The organism is Petrotoga sp. 8T1HF07.NaAc.6.1 (genome assembly GCF_016772115.1).
GTDB lineage: Bacteria > Thermotogota > Thermotogae > Petrotogales > Petrotogaceae > Petrotoga > Petrotoga mobilis.
Genome location: NZ_AUPG01000007.1, coordinates 94,484 through 115,224, shown reverse-complemented (window position 1 = coordinate 115,224; position 20,741 = coordinate 94,484). Strand labels below are relative to the sequence as shown.

18 protein-coding genes, 1 tRNA gene and 3 pseudogenes are annotated in these 20,741 nt (G+C 35.5%); 9 read left to right on the top strand and 13 right to left on the bottom strand.

Going from position 1 to position 20,741, the window contains the following annotated elements; genetic code table 11:
* Nucleotides 1-75 precede the first annotated feature (75 nt).
* From nagA to NAAC61_RS06330, 3 genes are read right to left on the bottom strand one after another with little or no spacing between them, the layout of a single operon-like run.
* Entirely contained in the window at nucleotides 76-1,167 is a 1,092-nt protein-coding gene (nagA, locus tag NAAC61_RS06340; RefSeq protein ID WP_202695527.1) for an N-acetylglucosamine-6-phosphate deacetylase, read from the bottom strand.
* 7 nt (nucleotides 1,168-1,174) lie between these two features.
* Entirely contained in the window at nucleotides 1,175-2,101 is a 927-nt protein-coding gene (locus tag NAAC61_RS11210) for an SIS domain-containing protein (RefSeq protein WP_337919832.1), read from the bottom strand.
* Nucleotides 2,102-2,127: 26 nt separating this feature from the next.
* Nucleotides 2,128-2,853: a GntR family transcriptional regulator gene (locus NAAC61_RS06330; protein WP_202695526.1), complete on the bottom strand. Its 726-nt coding sequence runs from the start codon at nucleotides 2,851-2,853 to the stop codon at nucleotides 2,128-2,130.
* 148 nt (nucleotides 2,854-3,001) lie between these two features.
* On the opposite strand from NAAC61_RS06330, the gene NAAC61_RS06325 reads away from it, so the two are divergent.
* Nucleotides 3,002-3,691 carry a hypothetical protein gene (locus NAAC61_RS06325; protein WP_121515310.1) on the top strand — a complete coding sequence of 230 codons (690 nt, stop codon included), beginning with the start codon at nucleotides 3,002-3,004 and terminating at the stop codon, nucleotides 3,689-3,691.
* Nucleotides 3,692-3,774: 83 nt separating this feature from the next.
* Here NAAC61_RS06325 and NAAC61_RS06320 read toward each other — a convergent pair.
* Nucleotides 3,775-3,849: transfer RNA gene (locus tag NAAC61_RS06320), tRNA-Val, on the bottom strand.
* A 358-nt stretch (nucleotides 3,850-4,207) separates the two neighbouring features.
* On the opposite strand from NAAC61_RS06320, the pseudogene NAAC61_RS06315 reads away from it, so the two are divergent.
* The 6 genes and pseudogenes from NAAC61_RS06315 to NAAC61_RS06295 all read left to right on the top strand — a co-directional run bounded on the left by NAAC61_RS06315 (nucleotide 4,208) and on the right by NAAC61_RS06295 (nucleotide 10,774).
* A pseudogene (locus NAAC61_RS06315) lies at nucleotides 4,208-6,060 on the top strand (ABC transporter substrate-binding protein).
* Between the two features lie 123 nt (nucleotides 6,061-6,183).
* A complete protein-coding gene (locus NAAC61_RS06310) occupies nucleotides 6,184-7,221 on the top strand; it encodes an ABC transporter permease (RefSeq protein ID WP_103064673.1) in 1,038 nt (345 codons plus the stop codon).
* 1 nt (nucleotide 7,222) lies between these two features.
* Nucleotides 7,223-7,363: pseudogene (locus NAAC61_RS11345) on the top strand (ABC transporter permease); the annotation flags it as partial.
* Between the two features lie 450 nt (nucleotides 7,364-7,813).
* Nucleotides 7,814-8,557 (top strand): annotated as a pseudogene (locus NAAC61_RS11340) (ABC transporter permease); the annotation flags it as partial.
* 19 nt (nucleotides 8,558-8,576) lie between these two features.
* Nucleotides 8,577-9,596, top strand: a complete 1,020-nt coding sequence (locus tag NAAC61_RS06300) for an ABC transporter ATP-binding protein (protein WP_202695525.1) — start codon at nucleotides 8,577-8,579, stop codon at nucleotides 9,594-9,596.
* The gene (locus NAAC61_RS06295; protein WP_202695524.1) at nucleotides 9,596-10,774 is read left to right on the top strand and encodes an oligopeptide/dipeptide ABC transporter ATP-binding protein; all 1,179 of its coding nucleotides are present in this window, start codon (nucleotides 9,596-9,598) and stop codon (nucleotides 10,772-10,774) included. Before NAAC61_RS06300 ends, NAAC61_RS06295 begins: the two co-directional genes overlap by 1 nt.
* 32 nt (nucleotides 10,775-10,806) lie before the next feature.
* On the opposite strand, the gene NAAC61_RS06290 is transcribed toward NAAC61_RS06295, so the two are convergent.
* The 4 genes from NAAC61_RS06290 to NAAC61_RS06275 are packed head-to-tail and all read right to left on the bottom strand — an operon-like array spanning nucleotide 10,807 to nucleotide 12,915.
* Nucleotides 10,807-11,262 carry a SoxR reducing system RseC family protein gene (locus tag NAAC61_RS06290; RefSeq protein ID WP_121959212.1) on the bottom strand — a complete coding sequence of 152 codons (456 nt, stop codon included), beginning with the start codon at nucleotides 11,260-11,262 and terminating at the stop codon, nucleotides 10,807-10,809.
* Nucleotides 11,234-12,157, bottom strand: a complete 924-nt coding sequence (gene thrB, locus NAAC61_RS06285) for a homoserine kinase (protein WP_202695523.1) — start codon at nucleotides 12,155-12,157, stop codon at nucleotides 11,234-11,236. Before thrB ends, NAAC61_RS06290 begins: the two co-directional genes overlap by 29 nt.
* A gap of 24 nt (nucleotides 12,158-12,181) precedes the next feature.
* Nucleotides 12,182-12,358 carry a hypothetical protein gene (locus tag NAAC61_RS06280; RefSeq protein WP_158584805.1) on the bottom strand — a complete coding sequence of 59 codons (177 nt, stop codon included), beginning with the start codon at nucleotides 12,356-12,358 and terminating at the stop codon, nucleotides 12,182-12,184.
* Nucleotides 12,355-12,915 (bottom strand): RNA polymerase sigma factor, encoded by a 561-nt coding sequence (locus NAAC61_RS06275; protein ID WP_202695522.1) that lies wholly within the window; start codon nucleotides 12,913-12,915, stop codon nucleotides 12,355-12,357. Before NAAC61_RS06275 ends, NAAC61_RS06280 begins: the two co-directional genes overlap by 4 nt.
* 277 nt (nucleotides 12,916-13,192) lie before the next feature.
* Here NAAC61_RS06275 and NAAC61_RS06270 point away from each other — a divergent pair, with 277 nt between their 5' ends.
* Complete coding sequence (locus NAAC61_RS06270) at nucleotides 13,193-14,488, top strand: Glu/Leu/Phe/Val family dehydrogenase (RefSeq protein WP_103064680.1); 1,296 nt, start codon at nucleotides 13,193-13,195, stop codon at nucleotides 14,486-14,488.
* A gap of 110 nt (nucleotides 14,489-14,598) precedes the next feature.
* Nucleotides 14,599-15,039, top strand: a complete 441-nt coding sequence (locus NAAC61_RS06265) for a hypothetical protein (RefSeq protein WP_202695521.1) — start codon at nucleotides 14,599-14,601, stop codon at nucleotides 15,037-15,039.
* Here the strand turns inward: NAAC61_RS06265 and NAAC61_RS06260 are convergent.
* From NAAC61_RS06260 to leuC, 5 genes are all read right to left on the bottom strand, one after another.
* Nucleotides 15,028-16,209 (bottom strand): aminotransferase-like domain-containing protein, encoded by a 1,182-nt coding sequence (locus NAAC61_RS06260; RefSeq protein ID WP_121959217.1) that lies wholly within the window; start codon nucleotides 16,207-16,209, stop codon nucleotides 15,028-15,030. The genes NAAC61_RS06265 and NAAC61_RS06260 overlap by 12 nt on opposite strands.
* 125 nt (nucleotides 16,210-16,334) lie before the next feature.
* On the bottom strand, nucleotides 16,335-17,915 hold the full coding sequence (gene cimA / locus NAAC61_RS06255; protein ID WP_103064683.1) for a citramalate synthase: 1,581 nt from the start codon (nucleotides 17,913-17,915) through the stop codon (nucleotides 16,335-16,337).
* Between the two features lie 6 nt (nucleotides 17,916-17,921).
* Nucleotides 17,922-18,971: a 3-isopropylmalate dehydrogenase gene (locus NAAC61_RS06250; RefSeq protein ID WP_103064684.1), complete on the bottom strand. Its 1,050-nt coding sequence runs from the start codon at nucleotides 18,969-18,971 to the stop codon at nucleotides 17,922-17,924.
* Nucleotides 18,972-19,466 (bottom strand): 3-isopropylmalate dehydratase small subunit, encoded by a 495-nt coding sequence (gene leuD, locus NAAC61_RS06245; RefSeq protein ID WP_012209380.1) that lies wholly within the window; start codon nucleotides 19,464-19,466, stop codon nucleotides 18,972-18,974. It abuts the gene before it with no gap.
* Nucleotides 19,463-20,722: a 3-isopropylmalate dehydratase large subunit gene (gene leuC, locus NAAC61_RS06240; RefSeq protein WP_012209381.1), complete on the bottom strand. Its 1,260-nt coding sequence runs from the start codon at nucleotides 20,720-20,722 to the stop codon at nucleotides 19,463-19,465. The genes leuD and leuC overlap by 4 nt, the downstream gene beginning before the upstream one ends.
* Between the last annotated feature and the right edge of the window lie 19 nt (nucleotides 20,723-20,741).

Here is a 20,741-nt window from a genome sequence, read left to right as displayed (position 1 = left end):
CTCCATTTTTTATACTTTCTTTAGCGCCCCTAGGGAGTTTATCTTTTTTCTATGTTTTATTATAGCACACAATGTTTAAAATACCTTTTCACCTTCGAAGATGGTTTCTTTTACGTTCAGGTCTTTGTCTAAAATGACAAGGTTCGCATAGTAGCCAACTTCAATCCTTCCCTTATCGTAAATATGTAGGTCTTGAAGAGCGTTGTATGAGGATACCTTTGCAAGCTCTTGTAGTGTACAATTGGTAAATCTTTTAAAATTTTTGACACCTTCGTTGAAAAGTAGTGTACTCCCAGCGATCGTTCCATCGCTAAGTGTTGCTTTGTTGTTTTTTACTGTGACTGTTAAACCACCTAATTCGTATTCACCGTCTTGTAACCCTGCAGCGGCTATAGAATCGGTTATCAATATAATTTTGTCTGCTCCTTTTATTTTGTATACCAACATCACAAACTCAGGAGAAAGATGAATCCCATCACATATCATTTCTATATTAAAATCAAAATAAAAGCCAGAACCTGTTCCCCCTATGTTACGATGATGTAGCGGTGTTAATGCGTTTGAAAAATGGGTGATTCTGTTAACTCCTGATTCGAAAGCTTTTTTGAAGATATCAAAATTCGCAGAAGTATGACCTAATGAGATCACTACATTCTTTTCTTCAAGATAATTTATTGCTTCAATAAAACCGTTAACCTCCGGTGCCATGGTTATTAATTTTACTTTATCGCTAATTATCTCTTTTAGTTCCTCCAAGGAAGGATCTCTTATATACTGAGGGTTCTGAGCTCCTTTTTTTTCTACATTTATATAAGGACCTTCCAAATGAATCCCTTCGATTGAAGAATTCACATCTTCTATACTGTCCAAAACTTTTAAAATCTGTTCTTTAGTGGCTGAGACCGTTGTTGGTAAAAAAGTAGTTACACCATATGAAAAATTATTTTTTGCCCAACTTTTGAACTCTTCCTTTGTTGCATGCATCGTATCTATACCCTTTTGTGCATGAGTGTGGGGGTCTACAAAGCCAGGCATAATGATGGTATCGAAATCTTTATAACCATAATCTTTTCTTATAACTCCAGAAATCGTTTTGCCTTTTATTTCGATATCTCCGGTATATTCTCCGTTTATAGGATCCACAATTAAAACGTTTTCTAATTTCATATTTATCTCACCCCCCCAATTTGACAGATTTCGAAAGGTTCTTGGGTGAATCTGGATTGTACCCCATTTTTATCGCCTTTTTGTAACCTAAATACTGTATGGGAATGAGCCTTAGAGGAGCTTCAAATCCTTTCATGTTTGGGATTTTTACGTCTCCATCAGCAGAAATCATTAAGACTTTTCCCCCCAACCTTTCGATATCATTGATCAATTCTTTCTCTTCTTTCATACCCTTTGCGTTTATGATAACCAACGTTTTTTTTGTGAGTGTCGATATAGGCCCGTGTCTGTACTCTAACGGCTCATGATATTCAACGTACTGTAAAGCCATCTCTTGTAATTTAAGGGCGCCTTCTTTTGAAATGCCATAATTTTCATCGTACCCAAGAAAGACAAAATGTTCATACTTTTCTAAAGCTAACTGATCAATAATCTTTTCGGAATCTTCTAAGATTTTTTCACTGTAATTATAATAATCATTTTTTTCTATCCCGTTTAGCAACATTGCCAGTATAAAAACAAAAGACCCGGTCATAACAACACTGTTTTCTGCAGTAAAATCTAAAGTTATATTTTCTTCACATTGTTGAGTGATTGAAGAATTCTTTGAAGACGTTATTCCTATGGTTTTCATGCCTTTTTGACTTAATTTTTTTGCCGCTAAAACAGTTTCAGTTGATTCACCGGTTCTGGTTATTAAAATTGCAACATCACTGTCAGGAATATCATCAAAAAGCATAACATGTCCACCGGTGAGCACTTTTGCTTTATAGCCATTTTTGTTCAATATTTCTTTCATTATAAATCCAATGTTGTATGAAGAACCGCAACCAACAAAAAGATATTTTTTCTCTTTTGAAAAAGAAAAATCAAACTCATTTAACTGACTTAAGAGATTGGGGATTCTTCTTATTTCATCTAATGTATAGTGCACTTTTATACTACCTCCTCAGAAAAATCTTATGCCTTTCTGACTATCTTGAATTTGTATTTATCCCCTCTGTAAACTGATTTAACGTATTCAATACACTTTTTATCTTCTATATAGGTATATCTCGTTCTCAATGCAGCAATAGAGCCTTCACTTTGAGCCAAATATTTAGCTTGTTCTTTGTTTAAAGTTGTTACCTCGAGAGTTTCAACAGCATGAGTGAATTTTATGCCGTATTCGTTAGTTAGTATTCTATATAACGATTCTTTTGACATATCCCTTTCTATTACGTTCAATACCCTTATGTCTGCATTGGGATTCAAGTATGCTGTTTCGATTGCATAGGGATCTTCATCTAAAAATCGAATTCTTTTTAATAGTACTACCCTCCCGTCTTTTGGGACTTTAAACTCTTCTACTAACTCGGCAGGAATTTCTATTAGCCTGTTTTCTAACACAACGGATTTAGTTGAATGGCCTTGTTTAATTGCCTCATCGGTAAAACCTGTTAGCCTGGTTAATTCTTCCTCTTGTTTTTGTCCTGTATAAAATGTACCTTGCCCTCTTTTTCTTGTTATTAGGCCTTCTTTAGAGAGTTCTTCCAAGGCTCTTCTTACGGTCAAACGTGAAACTCCAAATTTATCGCATATCTCGTTCTCTGTCAACAATTTATCTCCTTTTTTATAATCTTCCTCTAATTCTCTTTTTAAGTCCAGATAAAGTTTATAATAGAGCGGAATAGGGACTTCTTCCATTTTAATATCACTCCCTTCTTATTGGTATATTCCAATTATATAATAGTTATAACAATAAGTCAAATTGAAGATTGATTTTTCTAAATTATATGTGCTAAAATATTGAATGTTAGAACTGTAGAAAAAAATAATTAAGGAGCCACGCGCAATGTACAAAGATGAACTAGAAATGCTCGTAAAATTTTTAGGGGAAGACCTGTTAAAAGAAGAAAATCAAAAAAAACTTCAAGAACTTGTTTTTAGTAAAATTAAAAGAAAAGAAGATTTTCAGTCAACACATGAATTACTCAAAACACTTGAAAGTTATGAGTTAAGGGATTTTTTATATTCAAAACTTTTAGAAAGCTATTTTTCTATCTTCAATATTATTTATGAAGAAGGTAGCCTAAAATACGGAGATGAAAATTACAAAGTTACCATAGATAACGAAACTTTCGACTCTCTTATTGAACTACTGGATGAATCAGAAATAAATGGAGAAATTCTATTTTATCTGCTCTCTGAGGATTTAAAAAAGAGAGTGGAAATTATACAACAATTGATAAGCGGAAGATCAAAAAAAGAGTGGAATGAAGAAGAATTAAAAAGCTTTGTGAAAAACTTAAAACCACTAACAACAAGGTTTTTTGAATTATTGATCGAAAAAGGAAAGATGAAGTCTGAAGAGATCATGGAAATCTTAGAATTGAAGAACAAAAAATCGGTTTCCGCCTTGGTAAGCGCTGTAATCAGAAACGCCCCGAACGATAAAGAAAAATTAATTTTTAAAGATAATGAGTACATATGTATTAATGAAAAATATAGAAACAAAATTTTTGAAATTACAAATAAATTATAAAAAACAAAAGCAGGATAAAGTTCATCCTGCTTTTTTTAGCAATATATATGAGAAAAGCTAAAAAGTTGAATAAAATTGAATGATGGTGGGTGCGGTAGGGATTGAACCTACGGCCTCTTCCGCGTCAAGGAAGCGCTCTCCCACTGAGCTACGCACCCTTTCTAATCGTATAAAGTATATCATACTTTTTTAACTCTGTCAATAAAAACTAAATTTTATAAACCATGAAAAATTTTTCATATTTTAATTATTCTGGTAATATTTGCTTTTAATTGGTCTTAATCGTTTATAATTCCTTCAGATAAGCTGTAATCGAACTTGATAAAAATCAGATTTTGTGGAATACTATTAATGCGATGATTTGCTTCAAACTTGCAAACAAGAGGCTTTTATTTTCAAATTAAAATTTATTACTTGTGTATTAAGATGAAATGTGATAAAATATAAAAGGAAATTGTTTGGGAAAGTATTGTTAGTGTGTACAAATTCTAATAAATTTGCAAAGGAGGTAGAGGTATGAAAAAAGTTTTTATTGTTCTTATGGTTACTTTGATGGGTGTTTTTGCTTTTTCACAGGTTAAAAACCCTGATATGATCTTCGATGCAACACTAAGTGAGCCAGATACTTTAGACCCTCACCATGCTTATGACACTGCCAGTGGTGAAGTTATTTTCAACGTATATGACAACTTGGTAGCATACGATGGTGAAAGTTTGTCCAAGTTTGTTCCTATGCTTTCAACCGTTGTCCCTACAGTTGAAAATGGTTATTTGAGAGATGGTGGAACAACATATGTCTTCCCAATAAGAGAAGGTGTTAAATTTCAAAACGGTAACGATTTAACCCCTGAAGATGTCGAATACACCTTGGAAAGAGCGCTGTTATACAACCCTGCTGGAGGACCAGTATGGATGTACTTAGACCCTATGTTTGGTGTATTCAGCATTAGAACACTAGTAGAAGACTATGTAGGTGCTTCATGGGATACCATATTTGATGATGATATGAATCCAACAACTCCAGAATACGAAGAAGCTTTAGTTAATTTCTATTATGATGTAATCGATCCTTCAGTAGAAGTTCAAGGTAATGAAGTACACGTCCATTTGGCAAGACCTTTTGCCCCATTTTTGAATGTACTCGCTTCAGGAAGTGGTTGGGGTGCGATATTAGACAAAGAGTACTCTATAGAAATAGGTGCATGGGATGGAAATGCAGAAGGTTGGTGGAAGTATCACGGATGGACGAAAGAACAGTCTCCTTATTTTGATCATGCTATGGGAACTGGTCCGTATAAATTAGTAGAATGGGATCACGCTCAACAAAGGATAACGCTCGAAAGATTCGACGATTACTGGAGAGGTCCCGCACCAATAAGAAGAGTAATTATTCAAGGTATAGATGAATGGTCAACAAGAAGAGCTATGCTTGAAACAGGCGATGCAGACATAGCCTATGTTCCTGCTCAGTATTTAGATGTGGTTCTTTCTATGGATGGTCTGACCGTTATTCCTGGCACACCTGAAGTTTCAATTACTTCTTTAGGATTCAATTGGCAAGTTGATCCTGAGTCCCCATACATTGGCTCTGGTCAATTGGATGGAAACGGTATTCCACCAGATTTCTTTGAAGATCATAATGTTAGATTAGGTTTCGCGTATGCCTTTGATTATGATGGTATGATAAATGAAGTCTTGAACGGTTTAGGCGAAAAAGTTCCTACCGCTTTGCCAACTGGATTCTTAGGGTATAGTGAAGATCTCCCGACATACGAATTGGATCTGCAAAAGGCTGAAAATTACTTTAAACGTGCTTACAAAGGTAGATTATGGCAAACAGGTTTCAAAATGACTATTCTTTACAATACAGGGAACGATTCAAGGAGAGTATCTGCTGAAATATTGAGAGATAATTTAGCACAAATAAATCCTAGATTCCAAGTTGAAGTTAGAGGAGTTCAATGGCCAACTTACTTAGATGAAAGAGAAAACATGATGCTTCCTGTTTACATCATTGGTTGGGTTGCTGATTTTCCTGATCCACATAACTTTATTTTCACTTATTACCACAGTGAAGGTGATTACGGAGGGTACTACGGCGATAACTTTGCGGAATTTGCAAGCTTGCCAAGACCAGAATTTGGTGGAAAATCATTGAACAAAATGATAGAAGACGCAGCCCTTGAATCTGATCCTGCTGTAAGAGAGCAAATGTATATAGATATTCAAGAATTTGTCTTTGATTATGCTCTTGTTTTGCCTCTTTATCAGCCACAAGGTTGAGAGTCCATCGTTCTTGGCTAAAAGGATGGATAAATAATCCAATTTGGCCCGGCGATTATTACTATAACTACACTAAAGTAGAGTAATAATTCTGCTAAGATAATGTAAAAAGAAGTTTTTTTGTAGTAAAATTTGAAGAGAGGGGTTTTCCCCTCTCTTTTTAAGTGATTACTTATTAAGTATAATTCACAGAGCGGAGGTGTTTACTTTTGACAACATACATCATCAGAAGGTTGTTATTACTACCTTTGATTATGTTAGGTGTTACTTTGATAGTTTTTTCTATGCAACAATTACTAGGACCTTTGAAACTTTTATCTACCTATGTTGATCCAAATACTTATGCAAAATTATCCGATCAGGATAAAATCGTTTTAATGGAGCAGTACGGTTTAACAGATCCTTGGCCAGTTAGATATGGAAAATGGATTGGGAATTTGTTCAAAGGTGATCTTGGATGGTCTGTAGTGGGCAAAGAACCTGTTTTAGATGCTTTATTACACAGGTTCCCCTATACGGTAGAATTAGCACTATATGCTATTTTTCCTATAATAGGGATTGGTATATGGTTGGGGGTTACCGCTGCAGTTCATCATAACTCATTTATAGATCAGGCTATTAGAATTTTCGCTTTAATAGGTTGGTCTTTGCCAGATTTTGTTTGGGCAATATTGGTTTTATTGATATTTTATATTGGTTTAGGTTGGTTTCCGCCAGGTAATCTAAGCTTATGGGCAGACGAAGTTGTAAAAAGTGCCTCCTTTAATAATTATACTAATCTTTTGACTATAGATGCATTACTCAACGGAAGAATTGATATATTTTGGGATGCTTTAAGGCATATTTTAGGACCCATAATTGCCATTTCTTGGTTATGGTGGGCTAATCTATTGAGAATTACCCGATCTTCAATGTTGGAAGTTCTTAGAAGAGATTATATAAGAACTGCAAGATCAAAAGGTTTACCAGAAAGAGTAGTCATAAACAAACATGCCCGAAGAAATGCTCTAATTCCAGTTGTAACAACCGCAGGTCAAATGGTTATTGGTTTATTGGCAGGCGTTGTTATAGTAGAGATGGTTTTTGTTAGAACAGGTTTGGGATCATTTGCGGCAACAGCGGCTCAGACTCTAGATTATGCTTCTATAATGGGTGTTTTATTATTTACTTCTTTCATACTTATTGTTGGAAATCTTATAATCGATATATCGTATGCATTTATTGATCCAAGAATCAGGTTAGGGTGAGGTGAAAATTGTGAATGAAGAAACAAAAAGGGCTTTAAAGCGTTTTTTTACTAATCCTTCCGCCATTATTGGCTTTTCTATATTAGTTTTTTTCATAATTGTAGCAATATTTGCACCAGTGATTGCACCTCCTCAATTACCAAATGAAAGAAACTTGGAAAGGGCCCTTGAATTAGTAAATGAAGATCCAACAGGGAATAAAGATTCTATTATTCAAGAGTTTCAAAACTATTGGGAAGATACATATTTTTTCGCTGAAATGGATTATCAAGATATATCAAGATTGATGGAAAGTGTTGAAAAGTTTGAAGATGGAGAGATTGAAAAAGAAATATTAAAATCTCAAATTGAAGAATTAGTTGATATGTACGTTCTAAATAGGTCCTACTATGAAGATTTTGATGAAGATACCAATGGAGTAATTAGAAGGTTGAGAAATGAATATGAAAGTGTTGTAGAAAGATATGAAAGGTCTTTACAACTTTCTGAAATGATCAGTGATCTCCAGTCACTCGAAGGGCAAGATTTCAAAAATGAAGCTTTAAACGTTTATGAAACCTTAAACAAAGATTTTTTGAACTCAATTGATTTTGATCCCTACATGATCCCCAATGCAGTTTCAACATTAGAACCTATACCACCATCTCCTGAACATCCCTTTGGGATAGTAAATCAAAAGGATATTTTTTATGGTGTTGTATGGGGAAGTAGAACCGCTTTTCAGATAGGGCTGGTAGTAGTTTTAATTTCAACCGCTGTTGGGCTTTTTATAGGTTCAGTAGCTGCCTATTTTGGTGGTTGGCTTGAAGAAGTTTTGATGAGAATTACAGATATTTTTATGTCCATACCTTTTATGCTTGCAGCTATGGTTTTAACAACTATTTTAGGTCTTGGAGTTAGAAATATGATGATTGCTTTGATAATTTTTGGGTGGATGGTTACGGCAAGATTGATCAGAGGGAACATACTTCAAGCCAAAAACGAACAGTATGTTATGGCCGCAAAAGCCCTTGGGGTTAGAGATGCGGCAATTATAGTCAAACATATCTTACCTAATACGATATTTCCCGTTTTGATAAACGCTACCATGAGGATCGGATCGATGGTTATCACCGCCGCAGCTTTGAGTTTCTTAGGTTTAGGTGCTCCACAAGGATACGCTGATTGGGGATCTATATTATCGTATTCAAGAGACTGGATCATTGGAGGTACAAGCCCAGGCCAATACTGGTTCACGATCTTGTATCCTGGCGTGGCTATGATTCTTTTTGTCATGGGTTGGAATTTACTGGGAGATGCCCTAAGAGATGTTTTTGATCCAAGAATGAGACGATAAAGTGAGAGGAGGAAACTTTTTGAAAGATAATAATAAAGAACCTATACTTCGTGTTAATAATTTGCATGTCCATTTTAAGACAGAGGACGGCATAATAAAGGCGGTCAATGGTGCCAGTTTTGAGCTTTATCCAGGTGAAACCTTGGCAATAGTTGGAGAATCAGGGTCAGGTAAAACAGTTACAGCGCTAAGCACTATAAGGCTATTAGACGAAAACGGATGGATCGCTGAAGGCGAAATACAGTACAAAGATATGGATGTTTTATCTTTATCGGACAATCAACTTAGAAAGATACGTGGTAATGAGATTTCCATGATCTTCCAGGAACCTATGACCGCTTTAAACCCAGTTTACACCATAGGAGAACAAATCATGGAATCTATTGAATTACATCTTAATATGAGCGAAAAAGAAGCCAAAAAACGAGCGGTAGATTTATTGAGAAAAGTTGGTATTCCTGAACCAGAAAGAAGAGTAGATCAATATCCTCATGAATTGTCTGGAGGAATGAGACAGAGAGCTATGATCGCTATGGCTTTAGCTTGCAATCCTTCCATCCTTATAGCGGATGAACCAACTACCGCATTGGATGTTACCATTCAGGCACAGATACTGGAACTTATGAAGGATTTACAAGATGAGTTTAAAATGTCGATAATCTTTATAACACATGATCTCGGAGTAATTGCAGAGATGGCTGATAGGGCTATAGTTATGTATGGTGGTGAAGTGGTTGAAAGCGGAGAAATAAAAACCATTTTTAAGAGACCACGTCATCCTTATACATGGGGATTGATGAATTCTATTCCCAGAATAGACAAAGAAGAGGAGAGGTTGCTTTCTATTCCTGGAGTAGTTCCAAACCCCCTGAACTTTCCAAAGGGTTGTAAATTTTCAAACAGGTGTTTCTTCGCTGACCAGAAATGTGTAGATGAAGATCCTAACTTGGAAGAAATTGAACCTCGCCATTTTTCCCGTTGTTGGCACATAGATAAATTATTAGACGAAATGAACAAGGTCAAAGAAGGTGAAGTATAGTGCCAAATAGTGACAAAATAATCTTAAAAGTTGAAAATTTGAAAAAATATTTTCCAGTTAGAGCCGGGGTCTTCAAAAGAACAGTCGCCCAAGTGTTAGCCGTAGACGATATCAGTTTTGAAATAAAAGAAGGCGAAACTCTCGGGCTTGTTGGTGAGTCCGGTTGCGGTAAAAGTACAACTGGTATGACAATTCTGAGATTATACGAACCAACAGATGGACGAATTATAATGGGAGAACAAGACACCACACCGTGGTTCATGAAAAATACCACCATCAACAAGTATATTAAAAAGATTTATGCAGACAGATTTGAGAAAATGAAAAAAGAATTAGGTTCAGAAGAAGAAGTAATTAAGAAATTAGATAACGAAATAGATAAAAAGTACGCACAGTTATATTTTCAAGATGGGATAAGAGAAATAAAGAAAGATTTGTTATCCAATTTGGACGAAAAAAGAAGATCCTTTAGAAAAAATGCCCAAGTCATCTTTCAAGACCCATATTCCTCTTTAAATCCAAGAATGAGAGTCTTGGATATCATAGGAGAAGGTATGAAAGTGAATAAAATGGGTACATCCTCCGAAATAAGGGATAGAGTTGCCAACTTAATGGAAACAGTTGGATTATCTAAAGACTACGTTTATAGATATCCTCACCAATTTTCTGGTGGGCAAAGACAAAGAATAGGAATAGCACGTGCTTTGGCATTGGATCCAAAATTAATCATTTCTGATGAAGCTGTTTCCGCCTTAGATGTTTCCATTCAATCTCAGATCATAAATTTAATGGTTGACTTGAAAAACGATTATGGCTTAACCTATGTTTTTATAGCTCACGATTTAGCCGTTGTGAAACACATAAGCGATAGAATAGCGGTTATGTATTTAGGAAAGATAGCTGAATTAACAACGAAAAAGGAGCTCTTTGAAGAGCCTTTGCATCCTTATACGGTTTCCTTGATGTCTGCTATTCCAATACCAGATCCGGAAGTTAAGAAGAAAAGAGTGGTTTTACAAGGTGATGTACCAAGTCCTCTAAATCCACCCTCGGGTTGTAGATTTCATCCTCGTTGTCCAATTGCTAAAGATATTTGTAGCAAAGAAGAACCACCACTTAAAGAAGTTAAGCCAGGACATTTTGTATCATGTCATTTTCCTGGTGAGTTTAAAATTTAAAAGCTTGGGTTTTACCCAAGCTTTTAAATACTTTAAATTTCTCCTTTTTCGTGCAACTTTAGATCTATTTTCTTCTCTAACTTTTGAAGTATGACTGGTAAGTATCTGTCTTTTAATTTTTTTCTATCGTATTGATGAATTAAAAAATAAGTAATTCCCAATCCTAAAATGCCAGCCAAGAAAGAGAAGATATCTGAAAAGCCCAAAGTATAGAGAATGGAAACTATAGACAAGAAAACTATTAAAGGAATCCCATAAGCTAAAAAAGAAAGTTTCACTACTGGAACTTCAGGTAATTCTACAACTACTTTATCTCCTTTTTTTACATCGACTTTTTCGGTGTTTTTAGCTTTTAAATTTAGTTCGTTTGCCCCACCTAATAGGGTACAGCCACCTTTCATTGCACAGCTCTCACATTCTTGCGTTCGTGTGGTTCTCAAATACACGTAACTTTCGTCTTTATCGATAACATCCATTACTTCCCTCATCGTTTATTACCTCCAATCCATTATGACATACGTCCAAAACCGTTACTTTATAACCTTGATCAAAGTGAGAAAGAAAACTAACCATCTCATCTTCTATATTTTTATAATCTCCATCTAAAATTCCCATGATTGTTGGCCCAGAACCACTCAAAAAATACCCCTTTGTACCTATTTTCATCAATTTAGATGTTATTTCTTCCCAGTAGGGGATAAAATCTTTACGATATGGCTGATGGATTTTATCTTTCGTGGCTTCTGACAAATTTTCAAAATGGGAGGTTACAAGAGATGCAACAAGGAGGCCAACTCTGCTTATATTAAACACCGCATCTTCAATGGGCACATTTTTTGGTAAAAGTGAACGAGCTTTTTTGGTAGAAAAATGAAAATCGGGGATAATTGCCAATAATTTCAACTGAGTTGGTAAATCCATTTTTACATACTTAACTTCGTTTTCCAACAAACTTCCTACTGTCAATCCTCCAACGAATGCAGGTAGAATATTATCCGTATGTCCATCCATTGTAGCTGCTAAATATATTATCTCTTCTTTCTTCAAAGGATTATTAAGCAGTTCGTTGGCAACTACTAAGCCTCCGACTATACAGGCTGCGCTACTTCCCAAACCTCTTGCTATGGGTATATTATTTATAAGATTTATGCGAAGACCCTTCGGATGAATATTTACTGCGTCAAACAATCGCTTCATAGCCTGATAAACTAAATTATGCTCATTAGTTTCTATATATGCTTGATCTTCTACCGGAATATTAATTTCTAGGCCAAAGTTTATTTCTTCGACTTCTATGATATTGTACAATTGTAAGGCTATCCCTAAACTGTCAAATCCTGGTCCTATGTTGGCAGTTGTGGCTGGAACTTTGACTCTTATCATTTCTTCAGCCCTTTCATTAAGTGATTATCCAAGATTAAGTTTGTTTTTAACATTGTTGATAACAGAGTTTTCGCAGGAAAAATATGTTTTTATAATGCCCCTATATATATCGATCATTTTCTTGCAATTTTCGTTCAACTCATCTTCCTTGATTTTTCCCTCAAAAAATTCATTCAACAATTCTTCTTCTTTTTCGTTCATACGAAGTTAGCCTCCTCTATCAATTGTCTCAATTTTTTCCTCGCGTAATGCAACCTACTTTTCACCGTCCCAAGAGGGATTTCCATTATCTCAGCAATTTCATTGTAACTAAGCCCATCGATATCTCTTAATTTAATCAGTAGTCTTTCTTCTTCGTCTAATTTTTCCATTATATTTAAAATCATTTGGTAATCGAGTTCTTCTAATACTTCATTTTTAACATTGGTATTGGAAATTGCTTGGATATTATGATTTTGCTCCGTTTCATCTTCAAAATCCACCGAAGTTTCTTTACTTCTTTGATATTTGCGAGAATAATTTTTTCCAACGTTGACAGCTATTCTATAAATCCAAGTAGATAACTTGGAAAGGCCTTTAAATCCATTTATCCCTCTAATAATTCTTATAAACACTTCTTGAAGGGCATCTTCTATTTCATCGTGGTTAACGTAATTTCTTAAAACCCCATAAATTTTTGGCGCATACTCTTCATATAATCTTTTAAAAGCATCAGGATCATTTTTTTTAAGATCTTCAATGAATTTTTCCTCTGTCAATTTGACTCTCTCCCATAATAAATTGTTCATTTTATTATATCATAAATTGTTGAAGAGATTCTATGAAAAAATTTTCTTTGAAATTTTTTTCATAGTTGACAAAAACCTTGATATTCGGGCATAAATTACTATAATTGCTTCTAATCGCCTAAGAATAGATTTCTTTGGATTTGAAACTTTGAGAAAAAAGGGATAAAATATTTATGTACAATAATAATGAAGTTCTATAGTAGTTTATAGAAAGAGAGAAACAATTAGAAAAAGGAGGATTCTAAAGATGGAAGAAACAAAGAAAGTAAGCTTATTTGATAACGCAGTTAAGCAATTCGACAGAGCCGCTAGAATCATGGAATTAGATAGAAATTTAAGAGAAGTATTAATCAAACCTAAGAGAGAACTTACCGTTAATTTTCCAGTACGTATGGATGATGGATCAATCAAAGTTTTTACAGGTTACAGAGTACAACACAATGTTTCTAGAGGTCCAGCAAAAGGTGGAATTAGATACCATCCAGATGTCACATTAGACGAAGTTAAAGCTTTGGCTTTTTGGATGACTTGGAAGTCTGCTGTAGTGGACATCCCCTATGGTGGAGCTAAAGGCGGCGTTACAGTGGATCCTTTTAAACTTTCGGATTCTGAATTGGAAAGATTGTCGCGAAGGTTCTTCTCTGAAATTCAAATCATAATAGGTGAAGAAAAAGATATCCCCGCCCCAGATGTAAACACTAATGGTCAAATAATGTCTTGGTTTATGGATACATATTCTATGAATATAGGACATACAACTTTAGGCATAGTTACAGGGAAGCCTTTAGAGATTGGAGGTTCTGAAGGAAGAACAGAAGCTACTGGAAGAGGAGTAAATATATGTATCGAGGAAGCTGTAAAATATTTGAGAGACAGGGGAAGACTAAATAAAAAAGATGAAGCGATAACCGTCGCCATTCAAGGTTTTGGTAATGTCGGTTCTTACTTAGCTTTGACTCTAACAGAAGAAAGTAGATATAGGTTGGTTGCAATATCTGATTATAGTGGTGGTTTTTATAAAGAATCCGGTTTCACCGCAGAAGAGATTCGTTATCTGATGGATAAAACTAGAGATAGAAAAGCCTTGTTATTGGATGTTAACGAAGAAGGTTATAAAGAGATAACCAACGAAGAGTTATTGAAGTTAGATGTAGATGTTTTTGCACCTTGCGCAATGGAAAATGCAATTAACGAAGATAATGCGGATGATATAAGGGCAAAACTCATCGTTGAAGGAGCTAACGGTCCACTAACTCCAGAAGCTGACGATATCTTGTTGTCCAAAAATGTCTTCATAGTACCAGATTTCTTGGCAAATGCTGGTGGCGTGACGGTTTCGTACTTCGAGTGGGTACAAGGACTTCAATGGAATTTTTGGGAACTTGAGGACATTAGAAAAGCTCTACAAAAAAAGATGAAGAACGCATTTTGTGACGTTGCTCAAACAATGGATAAGTATGAGGTCGACATGAGAACAGCTGCATATGTGAGAGCCATAGAACGTGTGGCAAACGCTACAAAGTTAAGAGGCATTTATCCGTGATGATAAAATAACAAAAATTACCCCTTTCTTAACTATTTAGAAAGGGGTAATTTTTTGGTTACTTAAGTCGAGTAAAATAGAACGAGTTTATTTGAAAAAGGGGTGGAAAAATGGCTTTTACTTTAATTTCAACATTCATAAACGCTACAATTGGTTTTTTTCTAGCTGATATGCTGTTTTGGATTTTGTCACTAGTAATCTTAGGTATTATATTGTACATTTCCTGGAAAAAAAGTATGTACAGCAAATTGGGCAACTTTATTTTGTTAGTAGGGATTTTATTTTCTTTTTTTGGGTATTTAAATAATTTTAATCCGTCTTATTTTTATTTGTTGATTAACCTGTCTGCCTTTTTTGCTGTTCTTTATACAGCGTATAACAAAAAATTGTTAATTATTCTATCTTGGATGTTAAATGGTTTTTCCCTGGGGTACATTATAGCATCATTGAGGGACTTAAATTTAGGCATCGTGTTTGGGATAATTATTTTCCTTATAGGATTAAGAGATGCATTTTTGCCTAAAAAGTTTGACGAACATTTAAACGACTAATTCGTGTATTGTAGAAGCTAACCTTTTTATACCTTCTTCAATACTTTCTTCATTTGAACAGGAATAATTTAATCTCAAGGTATTTACATTTTTCTTGTCGATGTAAAAAGGGTCTCCGGGGACGAAGGCAACCTTTTTTTCTATAGCTTTGTCAAACAACTCAAGAGCAGAAATATTGTTAGGCAAAGTTACCCAAAGAAACATTCCTCCCTGTGGATTCGTATATTCTACATCTTTGGGGAAATATTTTTTAATACTTTTTATCATCGCATTTTTTTGAGCACCATATCTCATTTTTATGTTCATTATATGTTTGTCTAGGTCGTTCTCTTTCAAGAACTGGTATAGTATTCTTTGCCCTACATAATTAGAATGTAGATCAGCCCCTTGCTTAGCAGTCACAAGATTTTCCAGTACATCTTTGGGAGCAACTACCCAACCCAGCCTAAATCCTGGGGCAACAATTTTTGAGAAAGATCCTAAAAGTATCGTTTGTTCAGGAATCAATTTTTTGAATGAAACACTATCTTCCCCTTCAAATCTTAACTCTCCATATGGGTCATCCTCTATTAGGTAAATATTGTGTTTTTTCAACATCTCAGCTATCTTTTCTCTATTTTTATTTGTATAAGTAATTCCTGAAGGGTTTTGAAAATTTGGGACGGTGTAAAGTAATTTTGGTGAAAATTCTTCCAAAACATCTTTTAATTCTTCTAAATCAAGACCCTCTTGGGATAGTTTTACGGTTTTAAAGTTTTTTGTGTATACTGCTAATGCTTGTATAGCTCCCAAGTATCCAGGTTCTTCAATTGCAATGAAATCATCTTCATTTAAAAAAAGTTTTCCGAGTAAGTCGAGGGCTTGTTGAGAACCATGAGTTATTAAAACATCATCTTTTGTTATGTTTAAACCTTTTTTTTCGTTGTACCTATTGGCGATGAATTCTCTTAAAGGTGGATATCCTTCTGTGGAACTGTATTGAAGTATCTCTTTACCGTGATTATCAAACTGAGAAACAGCGGCATTTTTTATCTCGTTGACTGGAAACAAATCAGGATTTGGTAAACCACCTGCAAATGAAATTATTTCGGGGTCATCAACTACTTTAAGTATCTCTCTTATAAAAGAACGTGGAACGTTTTTCATACGATTAGCGTATATATTTTCCATTTTTTATCTCCTCCTGAAAAGTTTTATAGCCTTTAGCGCCCCTTCGCCCCGCAGCCCACCCATAAGGATAAAAAAGTATACCTCTCGATACTACCTTTTTAAAATCTTTTATTTTAAAAGTTATGTTAGTTTTCTTTTACGGGGAACAGATTATCCACAAACAATCCGTATTCCACGCTGTCTAACAATGCTTTCCAGCTGGCTTGAATTATGTTAGTTGAAACACCCACAGTAGTCCAAGTTTTATCTGTGTCTGAAGTTTCTATTAAGACTCGTACCTTAGCAGCGGTTCCAGAAGCACTGTCAAGCACCCTTACTTTGTAGTCTATCAATTTCATGCTTTTCAGGGATGGGAAAAAGTCTTCTAGAGCCTTTCGCAACGCCATATCTAAAGCATTCACAGGGCCATCACCTTCAGCAACGGCATGGACGGTTTCATCGTTTATTTTTAATTTGACAATAGCTTCGGTTCCCGTACCTTCGCCAAAATTGTAATGAAGAATGTTGAAATTTTCCACTTGAAAATTCGGTGTGTAATCAAAAAATTCTCTTAATACTAAGAGTTTCAAAGAAGCATCTGCACCTTCAAATTGATATCCATCATGCTCATATTCCTTGATCTTCAATGTTAACTTTTTGAACTGTTCTTCAGAAAATTGTGTAATATCAAAGCCCAATTCTTCCAACTTTGATTTCAAATTGCTTTTTCCTGATAACTCAGAAACTAATATTCTTCTAGTGTTCCCAACCCATTCCGGAGATATGTGTTCATAAGTGAGTGGATTTTTAAGAATGGCGCTAACATGGACACCACCTTTATGTGTGAAGGCACTTCTTCCCACGTAAGGGATCCTGTTGTCAGGAGTTAAGTTAGCAACTTCAAATACGTAATTATAAAGTGAAGTCGTTTTTTCTACATTTATTTTCGGTAATCTAAATCCGTATTTAAACTTCAAGTTAGGTATTATAATACAGAGGTCTGCATTACCACATCTTTCCCCTAAGCCTCCAACCGTTCCTTGTATTTGTTCAACTCCTTCTTGTAAGGCTGTAAGAGAATTCGCCACAGCTAGGCCAGAATCGTTGTGAGCATGAATGCCCAAAGGTATTTTTATTCTCGCTTTTACCTCTTCTATTGCCTCTTTGATCTTTGAAGGGGTTTGTCCTCCGTTTGTGTCACATAAAACAGCGATCGAAGCGCCAGAGTTTTGTGCAACTTCTAATGTTTTAATGGCATATTGTTGATTATGGTAAAAACCATCAAAAAAGTGTTCGGCATCAAAAAATACTTCTATACCTTTTCTTTTTAAGAAGGTTATCGTATCTTCTATAAGTTTCAGGTTGTCATCAAGAGAAATGCCCAAGGCTTGAGATACATGGAAGTCCCAACTTTTTGCAAATATAGTAACGATTTTTGCCCCAGAAGAAACCAATTTTAAAATATTCGGATCATCTTCTGCCTTTATTCCGTATCTTTTTGTAGAGCTAAATGCAACTATCTCACTGTTTTTGAATGACATACTTTGAACCTTTTTAAAAAACTCTTCATCTTTAGGATTGGATCCTGGCCAACCACCTTCGATGTAGTCTATTCCGTACTCATCCAATTTTTTTGCTATCTTTAATTTATCTTCTACAGTTAGAGAAACATTCTCTCCTTGGGTTCCATCTCTTAAAGTGGTATCAAACAATTTAGGTTCTTTCAATTTGGTTCACCCTCTTTTTAAAATTTTGACAATTTCGTCTCCTACTTCACTGGTGCTTAAATTTCCCCCCATGTCTTGAGAAAGTAAGTTTTCATCGATCGATGTTTTAATCGCACCTTCAACTTTTTCAGCTAAATCTTTTCTTCCAAAATATTCTAACATCATTGCTGCAGCTAAAATAGCAGCTATAGGATTGGCAATACCTTTACCAGCAATATCGGGAGCTGAACCATGAACGGGTTCAAACATGGAAACACTGTTGGGATTAATATTTCCTGAGGCAGCCAACCCCATCCCCCCCTGAAGTTCTGCACCCAAATCTGTGATGATGTCCCCAAACATGTTACAGGTTACTATCACATCAAATATTTCGGGATTTCGTACCATTTTCATCGTTATAGCATCTACGTAGTAATGATCAGTCTGAACGTCTGGGTATTCCTTCTTTAACTCTTCAAATACCCTCAACCATAAGCCGTGAGAATAAGTTAGTACGTTACTTTTATCACAGAGTGTTAGTTTCCCATTGAGATTTTTTGCATACTCAAAAGCGTACCGGATGATACGCTCTACACCTTTTCTAGTTGAAATCATCTCTTGTATTGCTACTTCGTCTTGAGTATCTTTTTTTAAAATTCCACCAACACCTGCATAGAGTCCTTCAGTATTTTCTCTTATTACTGTAAAATTGATCTCATTAACGCCTTTCTTTTTCAAAGGCGAAAACCTGTCGTTTAGTAGTTTTATTGGTCTTAAATTGACGTATTGATCAAAATGAAATCGTAATTTTAATAGTATCCCATGCTCTAAGACACCTGCTGGTACTCTTGGATCCCCTACTGCACCCAAATATATGGCATCGAAGGTTTCTAATCGTTTCAATAGAGAGTCTGGGATTAATTCTCCAGATTTTAGATACCGTTCGGCTCCAACCTCGAACTCTTCAAATTTGAGATTCAAATTATACTTTTCTCCCATAAAATTTAATATTTTAAGACCTTCGTTGATTACTTCCTTCCCAATTCCATCCCCTGGTAGAACAGCTATCGACGGCATCTATTGAGCGACCTCCTTTTTGATCTTCTCTATCAATCCCCCGGAAGATATTATTTCTTGAAGAAATTTAGGATATTTCTCTGAATAGTATTCTTTCTTGTTTTTTAGATCTTTGATGATTCCATTGTCTAAGTCTACCTCTATTTCCGAACCATCTTGGATATTATGAGAAGCCTCTTTAGAAATAAGTATAGGTAATCCAATATTGATGGCGTTTCGATAAAAAATCCTTGCAAAACTTTCTGCTATGACACAAGAAACACCTGCCGCCTTAATCGATAATGGAGCATGTTCACGAGAACTTCCAGAACCGAAATTCCTTCCGGCTACTATAATGTCTCCTTTTTGAACTTTTTTTACGAAATCTTTATCTATATCTTCCATACAATGTTGTGCCAATATCTCTGGTTCAGGGTTGTTTAGATATCTAGCTGGTATAATAACATCGGTATCAACGTTGTCACCGTATTTGAAAACTCTCCCTCTGAATTTCACCTTATAACCTCCTCAGGATGAGTGATGTATCCAGTAATAGCAGAAGCTGCCGCCACCGCAGGATTGGATAAATAAACTTCACTTTCTGGATGACCCATCCTTCCAACAAAATTCCTGTTAGTTGTAGATATCGCCTTCTCACCTTTTGCCAAAACTCCCATGTGTCCACCTAGGCAAGGTCCGCACGTTGGTGTACTTACGGCGGCTCCCGCTTCGATGAATATTTCAATTAAACCTTCTTTTAGTGCCTGCATGTATATATCTTGGGTGCCAGGAAAAATAATGCATCTTACATCAGAGTTAACTTTGTGTCCCTTAAGTACGTGAGCAGCGATTCTTAAGTCTTCTATTCTTCCATTGGTGCAAGAACCAATTACCGATTGATCAATTTTTATCCTCTTTGCTTCAGTAACAGGTTTGGTGTTTTCTGGCAAATGTGGGAAAGCCACCTGTGGTTCAATATTTGATACATCATATTCGATAACTTCTTCATATGAAGCATCGGGATCGCTACTTACCGGTGTATAATCTCTTACTGCCCTTTCTTTTAAGTACTCTTTGGTTTTTTCATCGTATTCAAATAATCCACATTTAGCCCCTGCTTCTATCGCCATGTTCGCCATAGTCATTCTCGAATCCATAGAAAGGTCTTCGATCGTTTCTCCAGTAAACTCAATAGATTTATACAGGGCTCCATCCACTCCTATATCTCCTATCGTGTAAAGTATCAAATCCTTTCCACTTACCCATGGGTTTAACTTTCCTTTGTATACGATTTTTATACTTTCTGGGACTCGGAACCATAAGTAACCGGTAGCCATTGCCGCAGCCATATCGGTGCTTCCAACACCTGTACCTAAACAGTTAAGAGCACCATAGGTACACGTATGGGAATCTGCTCCTACAACGATTTCACCTGGTAAGGCTAGTCCTTTTTCAGGTATTAGACAGTGTTCTATTCCCATTTTACCTATCTCAAAATAATTAAGAATATTCATCTCTTTTGCAAAATTTCTTATAAGTAGAGCATTTTGCGCGGATTTTATATCTTTGTTTGGGGTAAAGTGGTCTGGAACTATTGCAATTCTTTCATTATCAAATACTTTGGATAATCCTATTTTTCTAAATTCTTTGATGGCAACAGGAGTTGTTACATCGTTCCCAAGTACAAGATCCACTCTCGCATTAACAATCTCTCCGGGTTTAACTTCACTTTTATTTGAATGAGATGCAAGGATCTTCTCTACAATTGTCATTTCTTTATTTCCTCACTTT